This is a genomic window from Maribacter caenipelagi (genome assembly GCF_004364175.1).
Classification (GTDB): Bacteria; Bacteroidota; Bacteroidia; order Flavobacteriales; family Flavobacteriaceae; genus Maribacter; species Maribacter caenipelagi.
Window position 1 is genome coordinate 527,236 of the sequence record NZ_SNZW01000014.1, and the last position, 17,317, is coordinate 544,552.

At 36.2% G+C, this 17,317-nt stretch carries 18 protein-coding genes and 1 pseudogene; 10 read left to right on the top strand and 9 right to left on the bottom strand.

Going from position 1 to position 17,317, the window contains the following annotated elements:
* Nucleotides 1–7 precede the first annotated feature (7 nt).
* From nudK to DFQ03_RS10395, 3 genes are all read right to left on the bottom strand, one after another.
* Nucleotides 8–589 (bottom strand): GDP-mannose pyrophosphatase NudK, encoded by a 582-nt coding sequence (gene nudK / locus DFQ03_RS10385; protein WP_133673097.1) that lies wholly within the window; start codon nt 587–589, stop codon nt 8–10.
* Between the two features lie 119 nt (nt 590–708).
* Nucleotides 709–1,302 (bottom strand): gluconate 2-dehydrogenase subunit 3 family protein, encoded by a 594-nt coding sequence (locus DFQ03_RS10390; protein WP_133673098.1) that lies wholly within the window; start codon nt 1,300–1,302, stop codon nt 709–711.
* A gap of 3 nt (nt 1,303–1,305) precedes the next feature.
* Entirely contained in the window at nt 1,306–3,006 is a 1,701-nt protein-coding gene (locus DFQ03_RS10395) for a GMC oxidoreductase (RefSeq protein ID WP_133673099.1), read from the bottom strand.
* 438 nt (nt 3,007–3,444) lie between these two features.
* Between DFQ03_RS10395 and DFQ03_RS19065 the strand changes: the two are divergent.
* Nucleotides 3,445–4,214: pseudogene (locus tag DFQ03_RS19065) on the top strand (M81 family metallopeptidase); the annotation flags it as partial.
* 96 nt (nt 4,215–4,310) lie between these two features.
* The gene (locus DFQ03_RS19070) at nt 4,311–4,901 is read left to right on the top strand and encodes an MlrC C-terminal domain-containing protein (RefSeq protein WP_243834477.1); all 591 of its coding nucleotides are present in this window, start codon (nt 4,311–4,313) and stop codon (nt 4,899–4,901) included.
* On the opposite strand, the gene DFQ03_RS10405 is transcribed toward DFQ03_RS19070, so the two are convergent.
* The 4 genes from DFQ03_RS10405 to DFQ03_RS10420 form a co-directional block, all read right to left on the bottom strand.
* Nucleotides 4,902–5,555, bottom strand: coding sequence for a DUF2461 domain-containing protein (locus DFQ03_RS10405; RefSeq protein WP_133673100.1), 654 nt, complete (start codon nt 5,553–5,555; stop codon nt 4,902–4,904).
* Between the two features lie 223 nt (nt 5,556–5,778).
* The gene (locus tag DFQ03_RS10410) at nt 5,779–6,576 is read right to left on the bottom strand and encodes a TIGR00266 family protein (protein ID WP_133673101.1); all 798 of its coding nucleotides are present in this window, start codon (nt 6,574–6,576) and stop codon (nt 5,779–5,781) included.
* Nucleotides 6,577–6,643: 67 nt separating this feature from the next.
* Nucleotides 6,644–7,153: a hypothetical protein gene (locus tag DFQ03_RS10415; RefSeq protein WP_133673102.1), complete on the bottom strand. Its 510-nt coding sequence runs from the start codon at nt 7,151–7,153 to the stop codon at nt 6,644–6,646.
* A 5-nt stretch (nt 7,154–7,158) separates the two neighbouring features.
* Nucleotides 7,159–7,620: a DUF4442 domain-containing protein gene (locus DFQ03_RS10420; protein ID WP_133673103.1), complete on the bottom strand. Its 462-nt coding sequence runs from the start codon at nt 7,618–7,620 to the stop codon at nt 7,159–7,161.
* 194 nt (nt 7,621–7,814) lie between these two features.
* On the opposite strand from DFQ03_RS10420, the gene DFQ03_RS10425 reads away from it, so the two are divergent.
* From DFQ03_RS10425 to DFQ03_RS10455, 7 genes are all read left to right on the top strand, one after another.
* Complete coding sequence (locus tag DFQ03_RS10425; protein ID WP_133673104.1) at nt 7,815–8,297, top strand: DUF4870 domain-containing protein; 483 nt, start codon at nt 7,815–7,817, stop codon at nt 8,295–8,297.
* Between the two features lie 184 nt (nt 8,298–8,481).
* Entirely contained in the window at nt 8,482–8,817 is a 336-nt protein-coding gene (locus DFQ03_RS10430) for a PadR family transcriptional regulator (RefSeq protein WP_076550581.1), read from the top strand.
* 2 nt (nt 8,818–8,819) lie between these two features.
* Nucleotides 8,820–10,610 carry a PspC domain-containing protein gene (locus DFQ03_RS10435; protein WP_133673105.1) on the top strand — a complete coding sequence of 597 codons (1,791 nt, stop codon included), beginning with the start codon at nt 8,820–8,822 and terminating at the stop codon, nt 10,608–10,610.
* Nucleotides 10,611–10,723: 113 nt separating this feature from the next.
* The gene (locus DFQ03_RS10440; protein WP_133673106.1) at nt 10,724–11,455 is read left to right on the top strand and encodes a head GIN domain-containing protein; all 732 of its coding nucleotides are present in this window, start codon (nt 10,724–10,726) and stop codon (nt 11,453–11,455) included.
* 90 nt (nt 11,456–11,545) lie between these two features.
* Nucleotides 11,546–12,559 (top strand): dipeptide epimerase, encoded by a 1,014-nt coding sequence (locus DFQ03_RS10445; protein WP_133673107.1) that lies wholly within the window; start codon nt 11,546–11,548, stop codon nt 12,557–12,559.
* A complete protein-coding gene (locus tag DFQ03_RS10450; protein ID WP_133673108.1) occupies nt 12,559–13,599 on the top strand; it encodes an aminotransferase class I/II-fold pyridoxal phosphate-dependent enzyme in 1,041 nt (346 codons plus the stop codon). Before DFQ03_RS10445 ends, DFQ03_RS10450 begins: the two co-directional genes overlap by 1 nt.
* 131 nt (nt 13,600–13,730) lie before the next feature.
* Nucleotides 13,731–14,177 carry a hypothetical protein gene (locus DFQ03_RS10455; protein ID WP_133673109.1) on the top strand — a complete coding sequence of 149 codons (447 nt, stop codon included), beginning with the start codon at nt 13,731–13,733 and terminating at the stop codon, nt 14,175–14,177.
* Between the two features lie 71 nt (nt 14,178–14,248).
* Here the strand turns inward: DFQ03_RS10455 and trxB are convergent, their stop codons facing one another.
* Entirely contained in the window at nt 14,249–15,226 is a 978-nt protein-coding gene (gene trxB / locus DFQ03_RS10460) for a thioredoxin-disulfide reductase (RefSeq protein WP_133673110.1), read from the bottom strand.
* Nucleotides 15,227–15,447: 221 nt separating this feature from the next.
* Between trxB and DFQ03_RS10465 the strand changes: the two genes are divergently transcribed.
* Nucleotides 15,448–16,143 (top strand): LytR/AlgR family response regulator transcription factor, encoded by a 696-nt coding sequence (locus DFQ03_RS10465; RefSeq protein ID WP_133673111.1) that lies wholly within the window; start codon nt 15,448–15,450, stop codon nt 16,141–16,143.
* Nucleotides 16,144–16,155: 12 nt separating this feature from the next.
* Here DFQ03_RS10465 and DFQ03_RS10470 read toward each other — a convergent pair whose 3' ends face one another.
* Entirely contained in the window at nt 16,156–17,289 is a 1,134-nt protein-coding gene (locus tag DFQ03_RS10470; RefSeq protein WP_208295905.1) for a formylglycine-generating enzyme family protein, read from the bottom strand.
* Nucleotides 17,290–17,317: the final 28 nt, after the last annotated feature.

The window sequence follows — 17,317 nt, forward strand, 5'->3', positions numbered from 1 at the left end:
TCATTCTTTAAACTAACGCATTAATTTTTGCGTATTGCAGCAACATAATGGTTTTTGCATCTTTAATTTCTCCGCTCGCTACCATCTTCATTGCGTCATTGAAATCTAACTCCAACACCTCAATATTTTCGGTTTCATCTTCTGCTCCACCACCTTCTCCAATCTTCATACTTTCATCATATTCACCAACAAAAAGATATAAAATCTCGGTCACGGAACCTGGCGACATATATGTTTGAAATACCTTTTGTACGTTACTGATTTTATAACCTGTTTCTTCTTCCGTTTCTTTACGAACACAATCCGCAGGATCATCACCATCTAGGAGTCCCGCACATACTTCAATCATCATCCCGTCTTCATTACCGTTCACATATGTCGGCATTCTGAACTGTCTAGTAAGTACAACGGTCTTCTTTTTAGAGTTATACAACAAAATAGCTGCACCATTACCTCTATCGTAAGCTTCACGATTTTGTGTTTCCCAGCTCCCATCTGGTCTCTGGTATTTGAATGTATATTTATGAAGTTTGTACCAGTTATCAGATAACAACTTCTTCTCAACGTCTTTTATGCTTCCGTTTTTCAATTTGTTGTTTTTTATAAGTGGTATAAAGATAGTTCAGTTAATAGTTTCAAAAAGAAAATCCGTAGTAAAGAATATTCTCTTCTACGGATTTAAATGCACTAACCATTATTTTAATACATTTATAAGCTCCACCGATTACCAACTTGCGATAAAGGTTTACAAGGTTCATAAGCACCTGGTATAGGGTCATAGCTTAAAACTTTTTCACCAATTTCTTCTGAGGTCATATATGCCCAAATAGCAGTCGATTTCATTGCTCTGTAAAATCCTATTTCTTCTTGAGGTCCTACAGCCGTACCCCAAATACCTGAACTAAATTTACCTGAGGTTTTCTCTTCTTCTTTTAGTATTTCAATTTTTTCATCGGCTTTTAAGTCATAAAACGTTCTCCCAAATTTGTTTATGCATTTTTCATTGAAGGTAGAAATTTCGAAACTCATTTGTTCTTGACCATTTTGATCATAAGTTTCTGCAATTACCTTGTCTATAAAAATATCCACTTTTACATCTAAAGCTCCAGGAGTATCCGTACTTGGTAAAATTGTGTCGACTAAGCTAGAAATAGTTTTTGCTTCGTTTTCACTAAAAAATATAGGCGTCCATTCTAGCCTGTTTTCTGTTTTACATGACTCAAACAATGATAACATGGTAGGCATTAGTATCGTTGCGCCGGCAAATAAACCGGTTTTTTGCAATGCTTTTCTTCTATCCATAACTTAGATATTTAATTTTTTAAGTTCAGACACCGCATGGTCTGCTGCTCTTGCTGTTAATGCCATATACGTCAATGACGGATTAACACAAGACGAAGATGTCATACAAGCTCCATCTGTTACAAAAACATTCTTGGCAGCATGAACTTGATTAAATTCATTCAATACGGACGTCTTTGGGTCACGCCCCATCCTTGCCGTACCCATCTCATGAACACCGTACCCTGGTGGATGTTCTTTATCAAAACCTAAAACGTCTTTGACGCCAGCTTTTGTAAGCATTTCCACTGCATCTTCCTGAATTTGCTTATTTAGCGCCTTTTCATTTTCTTTAAATTCTGCATCTATAGTTAATGTAGGTTGTCCCCATTTATCCAAAACATCTGAATTTAAAGATATTTTATTATCGTGATAAGGTAAACATTCTGCAAAACCGGTAATGAACATTTCCCAGCCGCCAGGTTTTAGTATATTTTCTTTAAAGTTTGCTCCAAAGTCTTCAATATTCGCAGAATTACCACCTCTATATGCCCCTCCTTGAAATCCAAATCCTCTTAAAAATTTATCTGATTTACTTTTCTCATCTATATTTACATACCTAGGAATATATATGCCATTGGGTCGCCTACCCTTATAATATTTATCATCAAAACCTTCGACCTTTCCAATTGCGCCAACCCTGTATGTGTGATCCATAAGGTTATGCCCCAACTCACCACTATCATTGCCTAAACCATTTTCGAAACGGTTAGATTTAGAATTCATTAGTATTTGGGTGGTACTTAAAGTAGATGCATTTACAAAAATTATCTTAGCCGAATATTCAATGTCCTCATTTGTTTCTGCATCGATAATACGAACGCCAGTAGCTTTACCCTTGGTATCATCGTACATTAAAGATTGAACAATAGAGTATGGTCTTATGGTTAAATTACCTGTTGCATTTGCAGCGGGTAGGGTTACTGCATTACTACTAAAATATGCTCCATAGGGGCAGCCTCTACTACATCTATTTCTATTTTGACATTGCCCTCTGCCGTTATGAGGCTGAGTTAGATGTGCGACCCTACCAATGGTCATATTTCTACCCTTAAATTTCTTTTCAATTCTATCCTTAACATGCTTCTCTACACAATTAAGCTCCATTGGCGGTAGAAAATGACTGTCGGGTAATTGCGGTAAACCTAAAGCTTCACCACTAATACCAGCAAACTTTTCTACATAGGTATACCACGGCTCAATGTCTTTATAACGAATAGGCCAGTCAACACCATACCCATCCTTCGCATTTGCCTCAAAGTCCAAATCACTCCAACGGTAGGTTTGCTTTCCCCATAACAGAGATTTTCCACCCATTTGGTGGCCACGTAACCATAAAAACGGTTTCTTTTCGGTATATGGATTAGCCTTATCATCTGCCCAAAAATGTTCGGTATCTTTACCGACCCATCCTGAGCGGATGTTCTTGTAATGTTTCTCTTTTTCTTCTGGCGTGAGTCCACCTCTTAGCTCCATATCCCAGGGATCTAAATTCATGGTTGAATAATCAACTACATGCTCTACAATTGGGCCTCGTTCCAATACCAAAGTCTTTAAGCCTTTCTCACAAAGTTCTTTTGCTGCCCATCCACCGCTAATTCCAGATCCTATAACTATAGCATCATAGGTTACCTCTTTTTTAGCGTTAATATTAAAATTTGCCATTAAAAATGTTGCGTTAGTTTCCTTCCTAAAATACTAAATAGTGGTCAAAAATTAATAATTACCGATTATTCTTAAGATTATGACAAATTTTACTAACCATAACTAATTATTATATAATCTCCGAAAGACTGATTTTAAAAGCAATACTTAAGATTCAGATTTTAATTAAATAAATAATAAAAGTTCGAAAGCCTTTTCGTTAAAAAGTAAAAAAAATTGATTAGCACAATCATTAATAGCTTCAAAATGGTCATCTAGCAAAAACTCTTGCTATCTAAAATTCTTTTTATTTATCTTTTCGATACGAACTCTAAACTACCGACTACCTTGAAACCATTTTACATTTACTTCATTTTACTTCTAGCGCTAATTACATCTTGTAAAGAGGACCAAAACACCAATAGTATCAAAGATTTGCCCAAAATAGCCATTGCCGGTTTGGGTATTGAAAGTAGTACGTTCTCCCCTGCCCTTACTACAGAAGAGGCGTTTCACGCCAAAGTAGGCGATTCGGTGTTTACGAGATATCCATTTTTACAGCCAGATTCCCTAAACAGAAAGAGAGCTAAATGGGTGCCAACACTAGTAGGTAAATCTTTACCTGGCGGCACGGTAACGCGCGAAGCCTATGAGTTATTGGTCACTAAAAGTTTGAAACTGCTGGAAGAGAACAAACCGTATGACGGACTTTTTTTTGATATTCATGGCGCAATGAGCGTTGTTGGCTTAGATGACCCAGAAGGTGATTTAATAATGCGCATTCGTGAAGTTATAGGAGATGACGTGCTAATTTCAACATCGATGGATTTACATGGCAATGTATCTGAAAGATTGGCAAAACACACCGATTTGATTACGGCTTACCGTATGGCACCACATGAAGATGCTATTGAATCTAAAAAGAGAGCGGTCACCAATTTGATCGATCGGCTTGAAAGCGGTAAAGGAAAACCTGCATTTAAAGCATGGGTTCCTGTACCGATTTTGCTGCCCGGTGAAAAAACGAGTACCCGTTTGAACCTGGCAAAAGTCTTTATGCAAAAGTACCTACCGTGGCAGACCAAGAAGGGGTAATCGATGCTGCCGTTTGGATTGGGTATGCTTGGGCAGACGAACCTAGAAACCATGCAGCTGTAATGGTTACCGGTGATAATAAAGAAAAGGTTGAAAAAGGTGCCGAGCAATTAGCGCAAAGCTTTTGGGATGTACGTAATGAGTTCGAATTCGTAGCGCCTACTACAACTCTGGAGGAAAGCTTAAAATTAGCTCTAGAGAGTGATAAAAAACCTTATATAATCAGTGATATGGGAGATAACCCTACCGCTGGAGGTGCTGGTGATGTTACTTGGACCTTAAAAGAATTATTGGCAAGACCGGAGTTTAAATCAACGAAAGGCAAATCTCTAATCTATGCCTCTATACCTGGACCTGAATTTGTTGAAAAAGCAATGGAAATCGGTGTTGGCGGAAAAATTAAAGCGGAAGCTGGAGCTACCGTTGATAATAGATTTGCCGGTCCTTTAACCTTAGAAGGGACTATTACCGCCATAAAAGAGGGCGATGTAAATGCCGAGATTGAAGTAGTGGTGAAAGTGGGCAATATTGATGTTATAGTTACCAAAAAACGAAAGCCCTACCACCACCTTAGCGATTTTACCAATTTAGGATTAGACCCTAAAAACACAGACATTGTGGTGGTTAAAATTGGATATTTAGTTCCTGAATTGTATGATATGCGTGGCGATTGGACTATGGCATTAACTCCTGGAGGAGTTGATCAAGACCTGAACAGATTAGGATATAAAAGAATCAATAGACCTATGTTTCCTATAGATAGTGCTATGACGCAACCTAACTTAAAAGCTAGACTTATACCTGCTGCCGATTCTAAATAATTATACAGTTATTGCCTTATTTACGTAACGTCTGAAAGGGAGCATTTCTTTGTAGGCATTAACTAAATCGTCGTCAAAATTGACCTTGTTAGTTTCCTTAGTATCAAACTCATTAAAAACGGCAAAGGTTTTGTTTTTAAGTAATTCTATATGCTTGTGGTCTTTGGCAAATCCTTTTGGTGCATTGGTAAGCTTAACGTCTTCATATAGTCCTCCAAAACGAGTTTTGAAGGACTTTTTATTTAAAATTTTCACTAATTCTTCTCCGTCATAATCAATGGCATCACGAACGCTTCGTAATACTTTTGGTTCTGGTCTCCATAATCCGCCGGCAAAAATGCATCGGTCTATGCCCAGTTCAAAATAGAAATCCGCTGTTTTTGGCTTCTTGTCGAATCCCGCTCCAAAATGGTCTTTATATACGGGCTTATTCGGATGAAACATTAAATTATTGTTGATTCTATTAATGCCTTTTTTACCGGGAGTATCATAGTATTCGTCATCTATATAAGACAATCTAGTATTCATACTATTAAGCCAATCGATATATTCATCGCGTACTTGGTGGTACCATTTACGATTGGCATCCATCCATTCTTTAGAATTGTTTTTCTGTAATTCTTTGAGGAATTCTATTTGGTTTTTGAAACTCATTCGTTGGTTCTTGTTTCTCGGTAGTTGGTTGTTGGAATAAATCAAATTCAAGTTCAAGTGTCAAGTCCAAATGTACTTCCTAATTAGTACTTCGTCTTCCTATTCAAACTTAATACTTATGACTTTACCAAATACCCTCAAAAATTAGTCTATACTCTTTTTCTTATTACTTAGTACTTTCTACTTAATACTTTTTACTATCTACTTTGTACTTACTTATATCTTAAAATCGATTATCTCCACCAACAATATCTCCTAAAGTACCAAGAATACTTCCTTCTCCTTTATCTTTTCCTCCTCTTGGTATAGAAGCTAGAACTCTACCTGCTAAACGACTAAATGGTAATGATTGAATGTAAACAGTACCTGGTCCTCTTAGGGTTGCGAAGAACAATCCTTCTCCACCGAAAACAGTATTTCTAATTCCGCCAACAAATTCAATATCGTAGTCTACTTCTTTGGTGAAACCAACAATACAGCCTGTATCTACTTTTAAGACTTCACCGGGAGCCAAGGTCTTTTTAGCTAAGGTTCCACCAGCATGTATAAACGACATACCATCGCCTTCTAGCTTTTGCATGATAAAGCCTTCGCCACCAAACAAACCACGACCTAGTTTTTTCGAAAATTCTATACCTACCGAAACCCCTTGTGCAGCGCATAAAAACGCATCTTTCTGGCAAATGAAGCGGCCGCCCATTTCAGAAAGATCAATTGCTAAAATTTTACCTGGATATGGAGAGGCAAAACTTACTTTCTTTTTACCTTGCCCTATATTTAAAAATGCTGTCATGAAGAGACTCTCGCCTGTCAACATTCTTTTCCCTGCAGAAAATATTTTACCTAAAACGCTATTATCTTGATTACTTCCATCACCGAAAATAGTATTCATTTTAATATTGGTATCCATCATCATAAAGCTACCTGCTTCGGCAACAACTGCCTCTTGCGGGTCTAGCTCAATTTCAACGTATTGCATTTCTTCTCCAAAAATCTCGTAATCTATTTCGTGTGCGTTCATGTGTATTTTGTTTTTGATTGATGCTTATAAGTTGACTAAAGGAATGGTTTGTTACAGCTAAGCTTTATTATTTTGAAAGAGATTTTAATAATTGTTCCGGCTTTTGCGATCCAATAAGGTAATTTTGACCATTAGTTAGAGTTAAAGCAACTCCTTTTTTACCCTTTACATTATAGACCGTACCGTACTTTTTAGTTTTTCTGATCCCGTATCCCACAAAATCATAATCGATTTTCTTAGTCTCATTAATATCACTTAGGTTAATTACTTTTTTAAAGAATAATAGATGACGAATTCTAATTTCATTGTTTAACACTACAACTTTAAGTTTAGATAATGCCAAAAATAAAATGGTAAGGATATAAATTAGTACGAATATAAATTGAAATATAGATATTCTACCTGATATCCATGATATGCTTGCATTACCTGAATCATCAGGAGTGTAACCGCCAAATACATTTAGAATACTACCTAAAATATTAAAAACTGTTAAAATTATTGGCGCCAGTATAATCAACCACAACCACCATTGTGTGAATTTTTGTGTTTCTTTAAACTGTAGACTTTCCTTCATGCTGACTATTTTTGTCTCTTCAACCTCACAGTCCATTCAAACTTAAAGGTACTTACCACTACTCCATCTGTATTTACTCCCACAGATTTCATCCAAATGGTTTGTCCTTCTCCTGTAGCAATCGTTTTATCTAAAGCTTCTTTAATTAAGTGTCCGTCTTCACAAGTAAACGTGATTTTACCTGTAGCTTTCTTAGAAAAGTTTGCAGTATTATTTGCTACCAGCATAGAAATCTTCTTCCCTGTGGCTTCAATTTGGTCTATCATTAAAGCCCCTGTTGTTAATTCTGCTGCCATTCCCTGCACTGCCCAAAACATAGAATTAAACGGGTTCTGATTAAACCATCTATGCTTTACCGTTACCACAGACCTGTTTTTATCTATTTCTCTTAAACGTACCCCGCACCACCATGCAGACGGTAGTTTAAAAAATGAGAACATGTTGATTTTACTAGGTGTTACCGCCATCTTATATAATAATTTTGATAAAAGTAGCTATTATTTACACCATACTAAAATGTTAAAATATTGTTAAATATTAGTACTATGCGTTACATAGTACCTTTTTTTAGCCATATATTTGCATAGGAAGTTAATAGGTAATCAACGTAATTGGCTTTTACATAGTAATAAAATCAATCATCATCATCAACGAAACTATCATGACAGAATCAGTAACAAAGCACGAAAGAAATCTCTCTGCACTTATACATGCAAGTACGTTTTCTAAATTCTTTATTCCGTTCGGGAACTTCATCATTCCTCTTGTATTATGGACTGCAAATAAAAAGGAATATGAATTCGTAGACCATAATGGAAAGCAAGCATTGAACTTTCAAATTAGCATACTACTCTACTCTATTCTTGTAGGTATGGTAAGTATCCCTTTTTTCTTAGGAGGATTTTTACCTAATATATTTGACTTTGATCACTTTGGTTTTTCAAACGTACACAGTTTCAACAATATTAATTTCAATTTTGATTCCGACGACTTTTTTGGTCCATGGATGATACCGGTAGGGTTACTAGGTCTGGCTCAATCTGCCTTATTTATTATCAATATCGTGTACACCATATTAGCAACTATAAAAACAAATGAAGGTGAAGTTTTTGAATATCCCTTCACTATTAAATTTATTAAATAGAATTATCAGTTTACATTATATATCGGGTATTCATCACACCCTTAAGAGTTTATTTATCAATCAAAAAAATCAATCAGGATGTTTATTCATCGAACAAAAAACGAACAGTTAACCTATGCAGACAACAGACACGATGGAGCAATCCCCTCCGAAAGCGGGACTGCATAAAAAGCAAAAAGAGATTATGAATGTAGAAAATACAAAAGCACAAATGCGTAAAGGGGTTTTGGAGTATTGTATCCTGTCCATTTTAAATGGTCATGATAAATATGCTTCTGAAATCTTAGGAACGCTGAAAGATGCAAAAATGCTTGTAGTGGAAGGTACCATTTATCCACTGCTGACCAGATTAAAGAATGCAGGACTTCTAAACTACCGTTGGGAAGAATCTACTTCTGGTCCACCAAGAAAATACTATACATTAACCGAGACCGGTAAAATATTCCTTAAAGAATTAGATACCACTTGGGACGAATTAAGAAAAGCCACCAACCTGGTAACCAACTCAAAAAACAGCTAATCATGAACAAGACAGTAAATATAAATTTAGCGAACATGCTCTTCCATATCGACGAAGAGGCATATAACATAATGCGTAGGTATTTAGAATCTGTAAAACGTTCTTTTGCCAACACACCGGGCAGCGATGAAATCATTGCCGATATAGAAGCCCGTATAGCCGAACTTTTTCATGACAAACTAGAGAATGAAAGACAGGTAATCACTCAAAAAGAAGTAGACGAAGTTATCGCCATAATGGGGCAACCTGAAGATTATATGGTAGACGAAGACATATTTGAAGATGAACCTAGAGTTAAATCTTCTTCTACTAAGGGTAGAGTAAAAAAATTATACAGAGATACAGAAAAGAAATATGTTGCTGGCGTATCTGCCGGTTTAGCACACTATTTCGGTATTGATCCTTTATGGATTCGCTTACTTTGGATTTTCTTGACCATTTTCACTTGGGGAGGATTTATCTTCATTTACGGATTACTTTGGATTCTTATTCCTGAAGCAAAAACTACTGCTCAAAAATTGGATATGAGCGGCGAAACGGTCAATATCAGTAATATTGAGCGTAAGGTTAAAGAGGGTTTTGATGACGTAGCGGATCGTGTAAAAAGTGTGGACTATGAAAAAGTAGGAGACACCGTCAAAAAAGGAGGTAAAACAATTTTTGACACCTTTGGTGATATTGTAATGTTCCTTTTCAAAATCTTCGGTAAATTCATTGGTATTCTTTTAGTTATCATTGGTGCCGCAACATTGATAGGGCTTTTTGTGGGTATGTTTACCGTTGGTATTTTAGACATTATTCATGTACCTGGCATTGATTTTTATAATGTGGTCAACTCTACCAACTTACCGATTTGGGTAGTATCGTTGTTTGCATTTTTTGCCATCGGTATTCCGTTTTTCTTCTTAATGTATTTAGGATTAAAAATATTGGTAAACAATTTGAAATCTATTGGTACCGTTGCAAAATTCTCTTTGTTAGGCTTATGGCTAATTTCAATTATATGTTTGGTCATCTTTGGTATTAGAGAAGCTGCAGCACATGCGTACACTGGTAGCACATCTGTTGAACAAGAGATTACTACAGTGATCCCATCAGATACTTTGAATATTAGATTAGTTTCTACAGATGAGTACGATTATGAAAAGGATATGCACATGGGCGACACCTTTATTTCTTATGACGAAGCCGGTAACAAGGTTTTGGTTTCTGATGATGTAAGATTTCGTATTCGTAAATCGAAAGATACCTTAGTTCGGGTTCAAATTAGAAGAGAAGCTGACGGACCATCGAATAGAGAAGCAAAGGATATTGCTAGTCAAATTATCTATGAATATGAAGTAAACGGTAATACCATTTCGTTTGATGATTATTTGACCACACAAGGGCCTAAGTTCAAAGATCAAGAGGTTCGCGTAAATATATTTTTGCCAGTTGGTACCATTTTAACCTACGACCAGACAAATTCTAGAGATTGGATTACGACCGTTAATACCGATAGAGATGTTGAAGGTCTAGAAGGATATATTTGGAAAATGACCGAAAGCGGAGAGCTAGAATGTCAAGATTGTCCGGAGTTCATTGAAATGAGCGATGAAGAGGATAACAGCTCTAATCGTATCAATATTAATGAAAATGGTATCGATATCAATATTAATGATAATGGCGATAAAGGGAAAATCATCATCAACGAAAACGGAATTGACATAGACGTTAATGATAATGGAGAATCTTTTAAAATGAAGTTGGATCAAAATGGCGTGAAGGTGGATACTAACGATAGTATCAACTAATTACAGTTCACACATCTAAAACGACAATTCAGTATTTATTAATCGTAGAGGAATTTAAAAACAATCATTTTTACATCATCATAAAATAGTAATCAATCAATAAACGAACAATCATGACAACATTAGTAAGAATAACAGTAGCACTCGTATTAGCCCTATTACTTTCATCTTGTGGCTTTGATATCAACTTCGGAGATTTTGGATCTGGCGAAAAAGGTAATGGCGTAGTCGTTGAAGAGACCAGAGAGATCACAGGCGATTTTACAGAAGTTTCTAGCTCTGAAGGTTTAGAAGTTTTCATAACCCAAGGTCCTGATTTTGACATTGCAGTTGAAGCAGATGAAAACATCATTGACCTAATTGGTACAGATATTAAAAATGGAAAATTAAGAATTCACTGTATCGAAAACATTGGTCGCTCTACTAAAAAGATATATGTAACGATGCCTAATGTAACTTCATTGTCTGCATCAAGCGGTGCTCACTTAACTACCGAAAATAAAATTCAGTCAGATAAATTAGAGGTCGATGCTAGTAGCGGTGCCATTATCAATGCAAATGTATTTGTAACCAATATGGATATAGATGCCAGTAGCGGTGCAAATATATCTTTAGAAGGTTCAGCAAAAGAAGTGTATGTAGACGCAAGTAGCGGTGCAAATATTAGAGCTAAAGACTTATCAACTCTAGTAGCAACGGCAGATGCCAGTAGTGGTGCAAATATAAGTATCGATGTTACCGAGAATTTAACCGCAGAAGCTTCTAGTGGTGGTAATATCTCATATAAAGGTGACCCATCTGTACAAAAGAACAAATCAGTTTCTGGTAGCGTGCACAAATACTAAAAATCACATCAATCAATTCAACTTTTAAACCCACTGAAATATCAGTGGGTTTTCATTTTGTAGTCTTTGCCTAATCTGTATATTAGTGGTATGCAAGTACAAGTAAAAAAATATACATTACCGTTAAAGCACACCTTCAGCATCTCAAGAGAATCTCATGATTTTCAAGATACAATGATTGTTTCTTTAACTTTAGACGGAAAAACAGGTTATGGAGAGGCAACCTCTAACCCGTACTACAATATCACTACTCAGAGCATGATGGACGAAATCAACGCCATATCGTCTGAAATTGAAAATTTTGAATTCACGAAACCTGAAGTTTTTCACGCGTTTTTAGTAAGTAAGGGTTTATCAAATTTTGCCATTTGTGCTTTAGACTTGGCTGCCCATGATCTTTATGGAAAATTACTAGGTAAACCGTTATATGAAATTTGGGGTACCAGCATTGAGAAATACCCAACCACAAATTACACTATTGGTATTGCTTCTATTGACATTATGTTAGCTAAAATGCAAGAGATGCCATGGCCTATCTATAAAATAAAATTAGGTACTAGCGATGATGTTGCTATTGTTCGTGAACTACGAAATCATACCGATGCCATTTTTAGAATAGATGCCAACTGCGCTTGGACGGCACAAGAGACCATACACAATGCTCCACTTTTAAAAGAATTGGGAGTAGAATTTTTAGAACAGCCATTAAAGGCAGATGATTGGTCGGGTATGGAAGAGGTCATGCACCATAGCGTGTTACCGGTAATCGCAGATGAAAGTTGTATTGTAGAGAGTGATGTTGAAAAATGTGCGCTTCATTTTAGTGGTATAAATATTAAATTGACCAAGTGCGGCGGACTCACCCCTGCCCTACGCATGATAAAAAAAGCTAAAGAATTAGGCATAAGTGTTATGGTTGGCTGTATGACCGAATCTACAGTGGGCATTTCTGCGATAGCTCAGTTGATTCCGCAATTAGATTATGTGGATATGGACGGTGCTTTGTTATTGAAAAGTGATATTGCAACGGGAGTACAAATTGATCCTGACGGAAAAGTTATATTTCCTAAACTTGCCGGTAGCGGTGTTCAACTTTTAGATTAATGTTTACTATTGATGAATTTCCCGATAGAACCATTACCATTGATGGTAAAGAACACCTCTACTTTGGCGGCACTTCTTATTTAGGTTTACAGACCGATGCCGATTTTCAATCATTGTTCATCAAGAATATTAAGAAATATGGTACTGCTTACAGTGCTTCCCGCAAATCTAATATCAGAATTTCCATATTTGATGAAGTAGATGCCCACCTGGCAGAAATAGCTGGTAGTGAGGCTTGTGTTACTATGTCTTCTGGTTACCTCGCGGGACAATTGATATGTGATTACTTCAGTAATGCTGATTATCAATTATTTTATGCCCCAAATACCCATTCTGCATTATATAGAAATCAACAGAAAGTATTTCAAAATTGGACAGCGCTTGAAAACGCGATTAAAACTAATACCAACAAAACACCTGTACTCTTTTTAGATAGTATTGATTTCCACGGCGATAATTATCCTGATTATAGTTTCCTAAAAAAACTTCCTTTACATAAAATTATACTTGTTGTAGATGATTCTCACGGAATTGGGATTATAGGAAAAGATGGTAGGGGTAGTTTCAGTGTTTTACAATCCTTTACACCTAAAGGATTATTGGTTTCTTGCTCTTTAGGAAAAGGGTTTGGTATTCAAGTCGGTGCAATATTTGGTAGCAAAAATATGATCAAGAACCTAAAAGACACAAAGTTTTTCGGCGGTGCAAGTCCCGCAACGCCAGCTTCTTTAGCAACCTTAAGAGATGCTAGTTCTCTTATCGCAACCAAAAGAATGCAATTAGCAAAAAATATGAATCTATTTTTGAAAAACCTGTCAAACAGGTCTCTTTTTGTCTATGTCCAAGGGCATCCTACTTTCAATTTTCAAAATGAACCACTTGCTAATTATCTGGAAGAAAATAGAATTTTAGTTACTAATTTCAGGTATCCTACAGAAAATGATTCTTTAATGAGCCGTATTGTTATAAGCGCTTCCCATACAAAAGAAGACATTTTAAAGCTTTGTAATATTCTCAAATCCTTCCCCATAAAATCATAGTTACATTGTAAATATCTAGTTTTCATTATATTATTCGTAATTATAGAGTTTGTTTTTTGTTAAATTCTAATATTTAATTCGTATCTTTTTACTACACATTCAACTCTTTTATTAACTAACACCTTACCACTATGAAAAAAATTATAGGATTGGTATTGTTGATGCTCATATTGGTATCAGCTGCCTCAACAAATTCGATCAACGAGAATTACATGCATACTATTCAAGGTACCTGGGAACTGGAAAGTTTTTATAATTATGACGGACAACAAGTCATTGACACTGTACCAACTGCCGATGGGTATAGACAGGTGAAAATGTATTATAACGGTAAAATTATGTGGACGAGATATGTGCCAGTAGATAAAGTTGGCAGATTCGGCTACGGAAGCTACAATATTACTGACGACAGACTAATAGAAACTCTAGAATATGGCGATAATGAAATGATTCAAGCCATGGATACGATGCGGATTTTCACTTTTGAACTTCAACTTAACGACAACAGATTCAGTCAAATAAGTTTAGATGAAGAAGGTAACAGAACATTCTCTGAAAACTATGTAAGAATAGATTAACTCAATTCATGTTAGAAAAAAGCGCCCATTCTTACGAATGGGCGCTTTTGTATTTTATTCTTTATTATATACTAGTATTTATCTGCAATTGCCTCTTCAACAGAACCAATTGATGCTAAGTAACGCTCTGCATCTAATGCAGCCATACAACCTGACCCAGCAGCTGTAACCGCTTGTCTATACTCTTTATCTTGAGCATCTCCACTAGCAAAGACCCCTGGTAAATTAGTTTTAGTAGACTTACCTTGAGTAATAAGGTAACCTGTTTCATCCATATCTAATTGACCTTTGAATATATCTGTATTCGGTTTGTGTCCGATAGCAATAAATATACCCGTAATAGCAATTTCTTCTTTCTCGCCTGTTTGATTGTTTACCATACGTAAACCTTCAACAACTTGTTCTCCAAGAATCTCATCAACTTCAGTATTATAACGTACATCGATATTCTTAAGACTATGTACTCTGTGTTGCATTGCTTTTGAAGCCCTCATTTCATCTCTACGCACCAACATGGTTACCTTGTTGCATATGTTAGCCAAATACGATGCTTCTTCTGCTGCAGTATCACCCGCACCAACAATAGCTACATCTTGTCCTTTATAGAAAAAGCCGTCACAAACCGCACAAGCAGATACTCCGCCGCCACGTAAACGTTGCTCACTAGGTATATTTAAATATTTAGCAGAAGCTCCTGTAGAAATTATAATAGTTTCAGCTTCTATTTGCTTTTCACCATCGGCAACTACTTTGTGAATGCCTCCTTTTTCTTTTGAAAACTCAACCGATGTAATCATACCAATTCTAACTTCGGTACCAAAACGTTCAGCTTGCTGTTGCAATTGTACCATCATCGTAGGTCCGTCGATACCTTCTGGGTATCCTGGAAAGTTATCTACTTCAGTTGTGGTGGTCAATTGACCCCCTGGCTCCATACCTGTATACATGACAGGTTTTAAATCTGCACGGGCAGCATAAATTGCCGCTGTATACCCTGCAGGACCAGATCCTATAATCAATGTTTTTACACGTTCTATTTTATCAGACATAATATCAAGTGGTTCTATTAAATTCTCTATAACAAAAGTAGGTTTTTGAGCTAAAAACTTACAATATAGTTATCAAAAGTTTTTATACGAATATTAGCTATGAAGATAACTATTTACTAATTTTCGTTAGTTTTTCTAACTTTAAGTTTAGAATTAAATGAAGAAAAATGAACTTTCCCCCATTCTTTACGTATGTATAATAGAACCTATATCATTATTGAATGAAAACCTTTAAATGTGCTATAATAGAAGATTCTAACACTCAAAGAAAACTTCTTGAGCAAATTATTGACAAAAATAAAAACTTAACACTATTGCATTCTTCAAGCGCAAGTACTGAAAGCTTGTCAGAGGTAAATGCTTTGAACATAGATTTCTTATTTCTTGATATTGAAATGCCCGTCATGAACGGATTCGAATTTTTAGCCGGACTAACAATTCATCCGCAGGTAATTATTACAAGTCAGAATCAGAAATATGCCCTTGACGCTTTTGAGTTTAATGTTACAGACTTTCTTTTAAAGCCCTTTAGCAATAGTAGGTTCGAAGCTGCCATTACTAAAGCAATCGACAAGGTAAAATCGATAAAAAAGAAACAACCCGAAAGCAAACTGGTGGTAAAACACAATCTGAAGCAAGTTGAACTTAATGTACACGGTATTTTATACGTCGAAGCTTTGGGCGACTATGTAAAAGTGGTGACAGACGAGCGTAATTACGTTATTCTATCTACCATGAGTGCTTTCAATAAAAGACTTGAGGCAGATAAATTCATTAGAATACATAAATCGTACATCGTTAATTTAAAAATGGTCGAACGCTATAACCACGAGTTCATAGAAATCAAGAATAAGAAAATACCTATTAGCCGAGCCAAAATTACTGAACTGGACCAACTACTAAACTGCTTGGATTAATATCGTAGATATCTATTCTTTCAGCATAGCTACAGTTGCTACGGTTCTAAAGCCAGTATGCTCTAACGAGGAATCCATACTAGAGCCCATTCTTGCAGACACACGATAACTAGCACAATACGATGCACTACATAAAAAAGAACCGCCTTTTATTACGCGTTCTTTTGCAAGCGGATTATTTGGTGTAAACGGAGCTGCTGCTCCTGTAGGATTTACCAAAATCGTATTTCTATTCTTTATCTCTTTATAGTAATTGGTATTATACCAATCGCTTGTCCATTCCCAAACATTGCCTGCCATATCGTATAGCCCATATGCATTTGGAGGATATGATTTTACAGGAGCACGTAACTCGAACCCATCTGCTATTGTATTTTCTACGGGAAACTCACCTTCCCAAGTATTTGCTTTTTCCTTTAAAACGGACTCGTCATCACCCCAATTATAAATAGTACCGTAAGAACCTGCTCTAGAAGCCAGCTCCCACTCTGCCTCTGTTGGTAAACGTCTATTTGCCCATTCGCAATACGCTAATGCATCTTCATAAGATACTTGTACTACAGGGTAATTGTCTTTGCCTTTAATGCTACTTTTAGGTCCGTTTGGGTGTTTCCAATCTGCACCAATCGTCCAGTTCCACCATTGTGAAAAATCATATAGATTCGGGACTGTTGATTTCGCTTTCTTAAACGTCAATGATCCTGGTTGTAATATAGAATCGTTCGGTTTTTCGGTACCTGGTGGTACTTGTTTTTTAAGTTCTTCCCAATCAATTCCCCTTTCGGCAACCGTTATATAATCTGTTGCTTTCACAAATGCCGCAAATTGGGCATTTGTAACTTCTGTAGCATCCATGAAGAATCCGTCAACTGTTACATTAATTGCTGGCTTTTCATGCTGCATTGCGGTTTCATCACTACTAACCGCACCTTGCTCAAAAGTTGCCCCAGAAACCCAAACCATACCATCGGGAGCAGAAACTTCTAACGGTTTTTCGCTTAGTAATGTATGATCGACTACCTGTGCAGTTTCTTCAACTTCTACTACAACTTTATCTTGGGCTTTGTTTTCTTTGGGATCTGACTTACAATTTACCATTCCTGATATCAGTAAACCCAAACTTAAAAACTGTACACTTTTATTCATGCTTTAAATATACTTTCTCTTCTTTAAA

What these genes read in the sequence shown, in the direction of transcription:
- DFQ03_RS10410 (WP_133673101.1), bottom strand. Translation starts at nt 6,576, where the DNA reads ATGAACGCACACGAAATAGATTACGAGATTTTTGGAGAAGAAATGCAA.
- DFQ03_RS10430 (WP_076550581.1), top strand. Translation starts at nt 8,482, where the DNA reads ATGAATGTAGAAAATACAAAAGCACAAATGCGTAAAGGGGTTTTGGAG.
- DFQ03_RS19070 (WP_243834477.1), top strand. Translation starts at nt 4,311, where the DNA reads ATGGGAGATAACCCTACCGCTGGAGGTGCTGGTGATGTTACTTGGACC.
- DFQ03_RS10465 (WP_133673111.1), top strand. Translation starts at nt 15,448, where the DNA reads ATGAAAACCTTTAAATGTGCTATAATAGAAGATTCTAACACTCAAAGA.
- DFQ03_RS10450 (WP_133673108.1), top strand. Translation starts at nt 12,559, where the DNA reads ATGTTTACTATTGATGAATTTCCCGATAGAACCATTACCATTGATGGT.
- DFQ03_RS10445 (WP_133673107.1), top strand. Translation starts at nt 11,546, where the DNA reads ATGCAAGTACAAGTAAAAAAATATACATTACCGTTAAAGCACACCTTC.
- DFQ03_RS10420 (WP_133673103.1), bottom strand. Translation starts at nt 7,620, where the DNA reads ATGGCGGTAACACCTAGTAAAATCAACATGTTCTCATTTTTTAAACTA.
- DFQ03_RS10390 (WP_133673098.1), bottom strand. Translation starts at nt 1,302, where the DNA reads ATGGATAGAAGAAAAGCATTGCAAAAAACCGGTTTATTTGCCGGCGCA.
- DFQ03_RS10455 (WP_133673109.1), top strand. Translation starts at nt 13,731, where the DNA reads ATGAAAAAAATTATAGGATTGGTATTGTTGATGCTCATATTGGTATCA.
- DFQ03_RS10435 (WP_133673105.1), top strand. Translation starts at nt 8,820, where the DNA reads ATGAACAAGACAGTAAATATAAATTTAGCGAACATGCTCTTCCATATC.
- DFQ03_RS10405 (WP_133673100.1), bottom strand. Translation starts at nt 5,555, where the DNA reads ATGAGTTTCAAAAACCAAATAGAATTCCTCAAAGAATTACAGAAAAAC.
- DFQ03_RS10415 (WP_133673102.1), bottom strand. Translation starts at nt 7,153, where the DNA reads ATGAAGGAAAGTCTACAGTTTAAAGAAACACAAAAATTCACACAATGG.
- DFQ03_RS10395 (WP_133673099.1), bottom strand. Translation starts at nt 3,006, where the DNA reads ATGGCAAATTTTAATATTAACGCTAAAAAAGAGGTAACCTATGATGCT.
- trxB (WP_133673110.1), bottom strand. Translation starts at nt 15,226, where the DNA reads ATGTCTGATAAAATAGAACGTGTAAAAACATTGATTATAGGATCTGGT.
- DFQ03_RS10470 (WP_208295905.1), bottom strand. Translation starts at nt 17,289, where the DNA reads ATGAATAAAAGTGTACAGTTTTTAAGTTTGGGTTTACTGATATCAGGA.
- DFQ03_RS10440 (WP_133673106.1), top strand. Translation starts at nt 10,724, where the DNA reads ATGACAACATTAGTAAGAATAACAGTAGCACTCGTATTAGCCCTATTA.
- DFQ03_RS10425 (WP_133673104.1), top strand. Translation starts at nt 7,815, where the DNA reads ATGACAGAATCAGTAACAAAGCACGAAAGAAATCTCTCTGCACTTATA.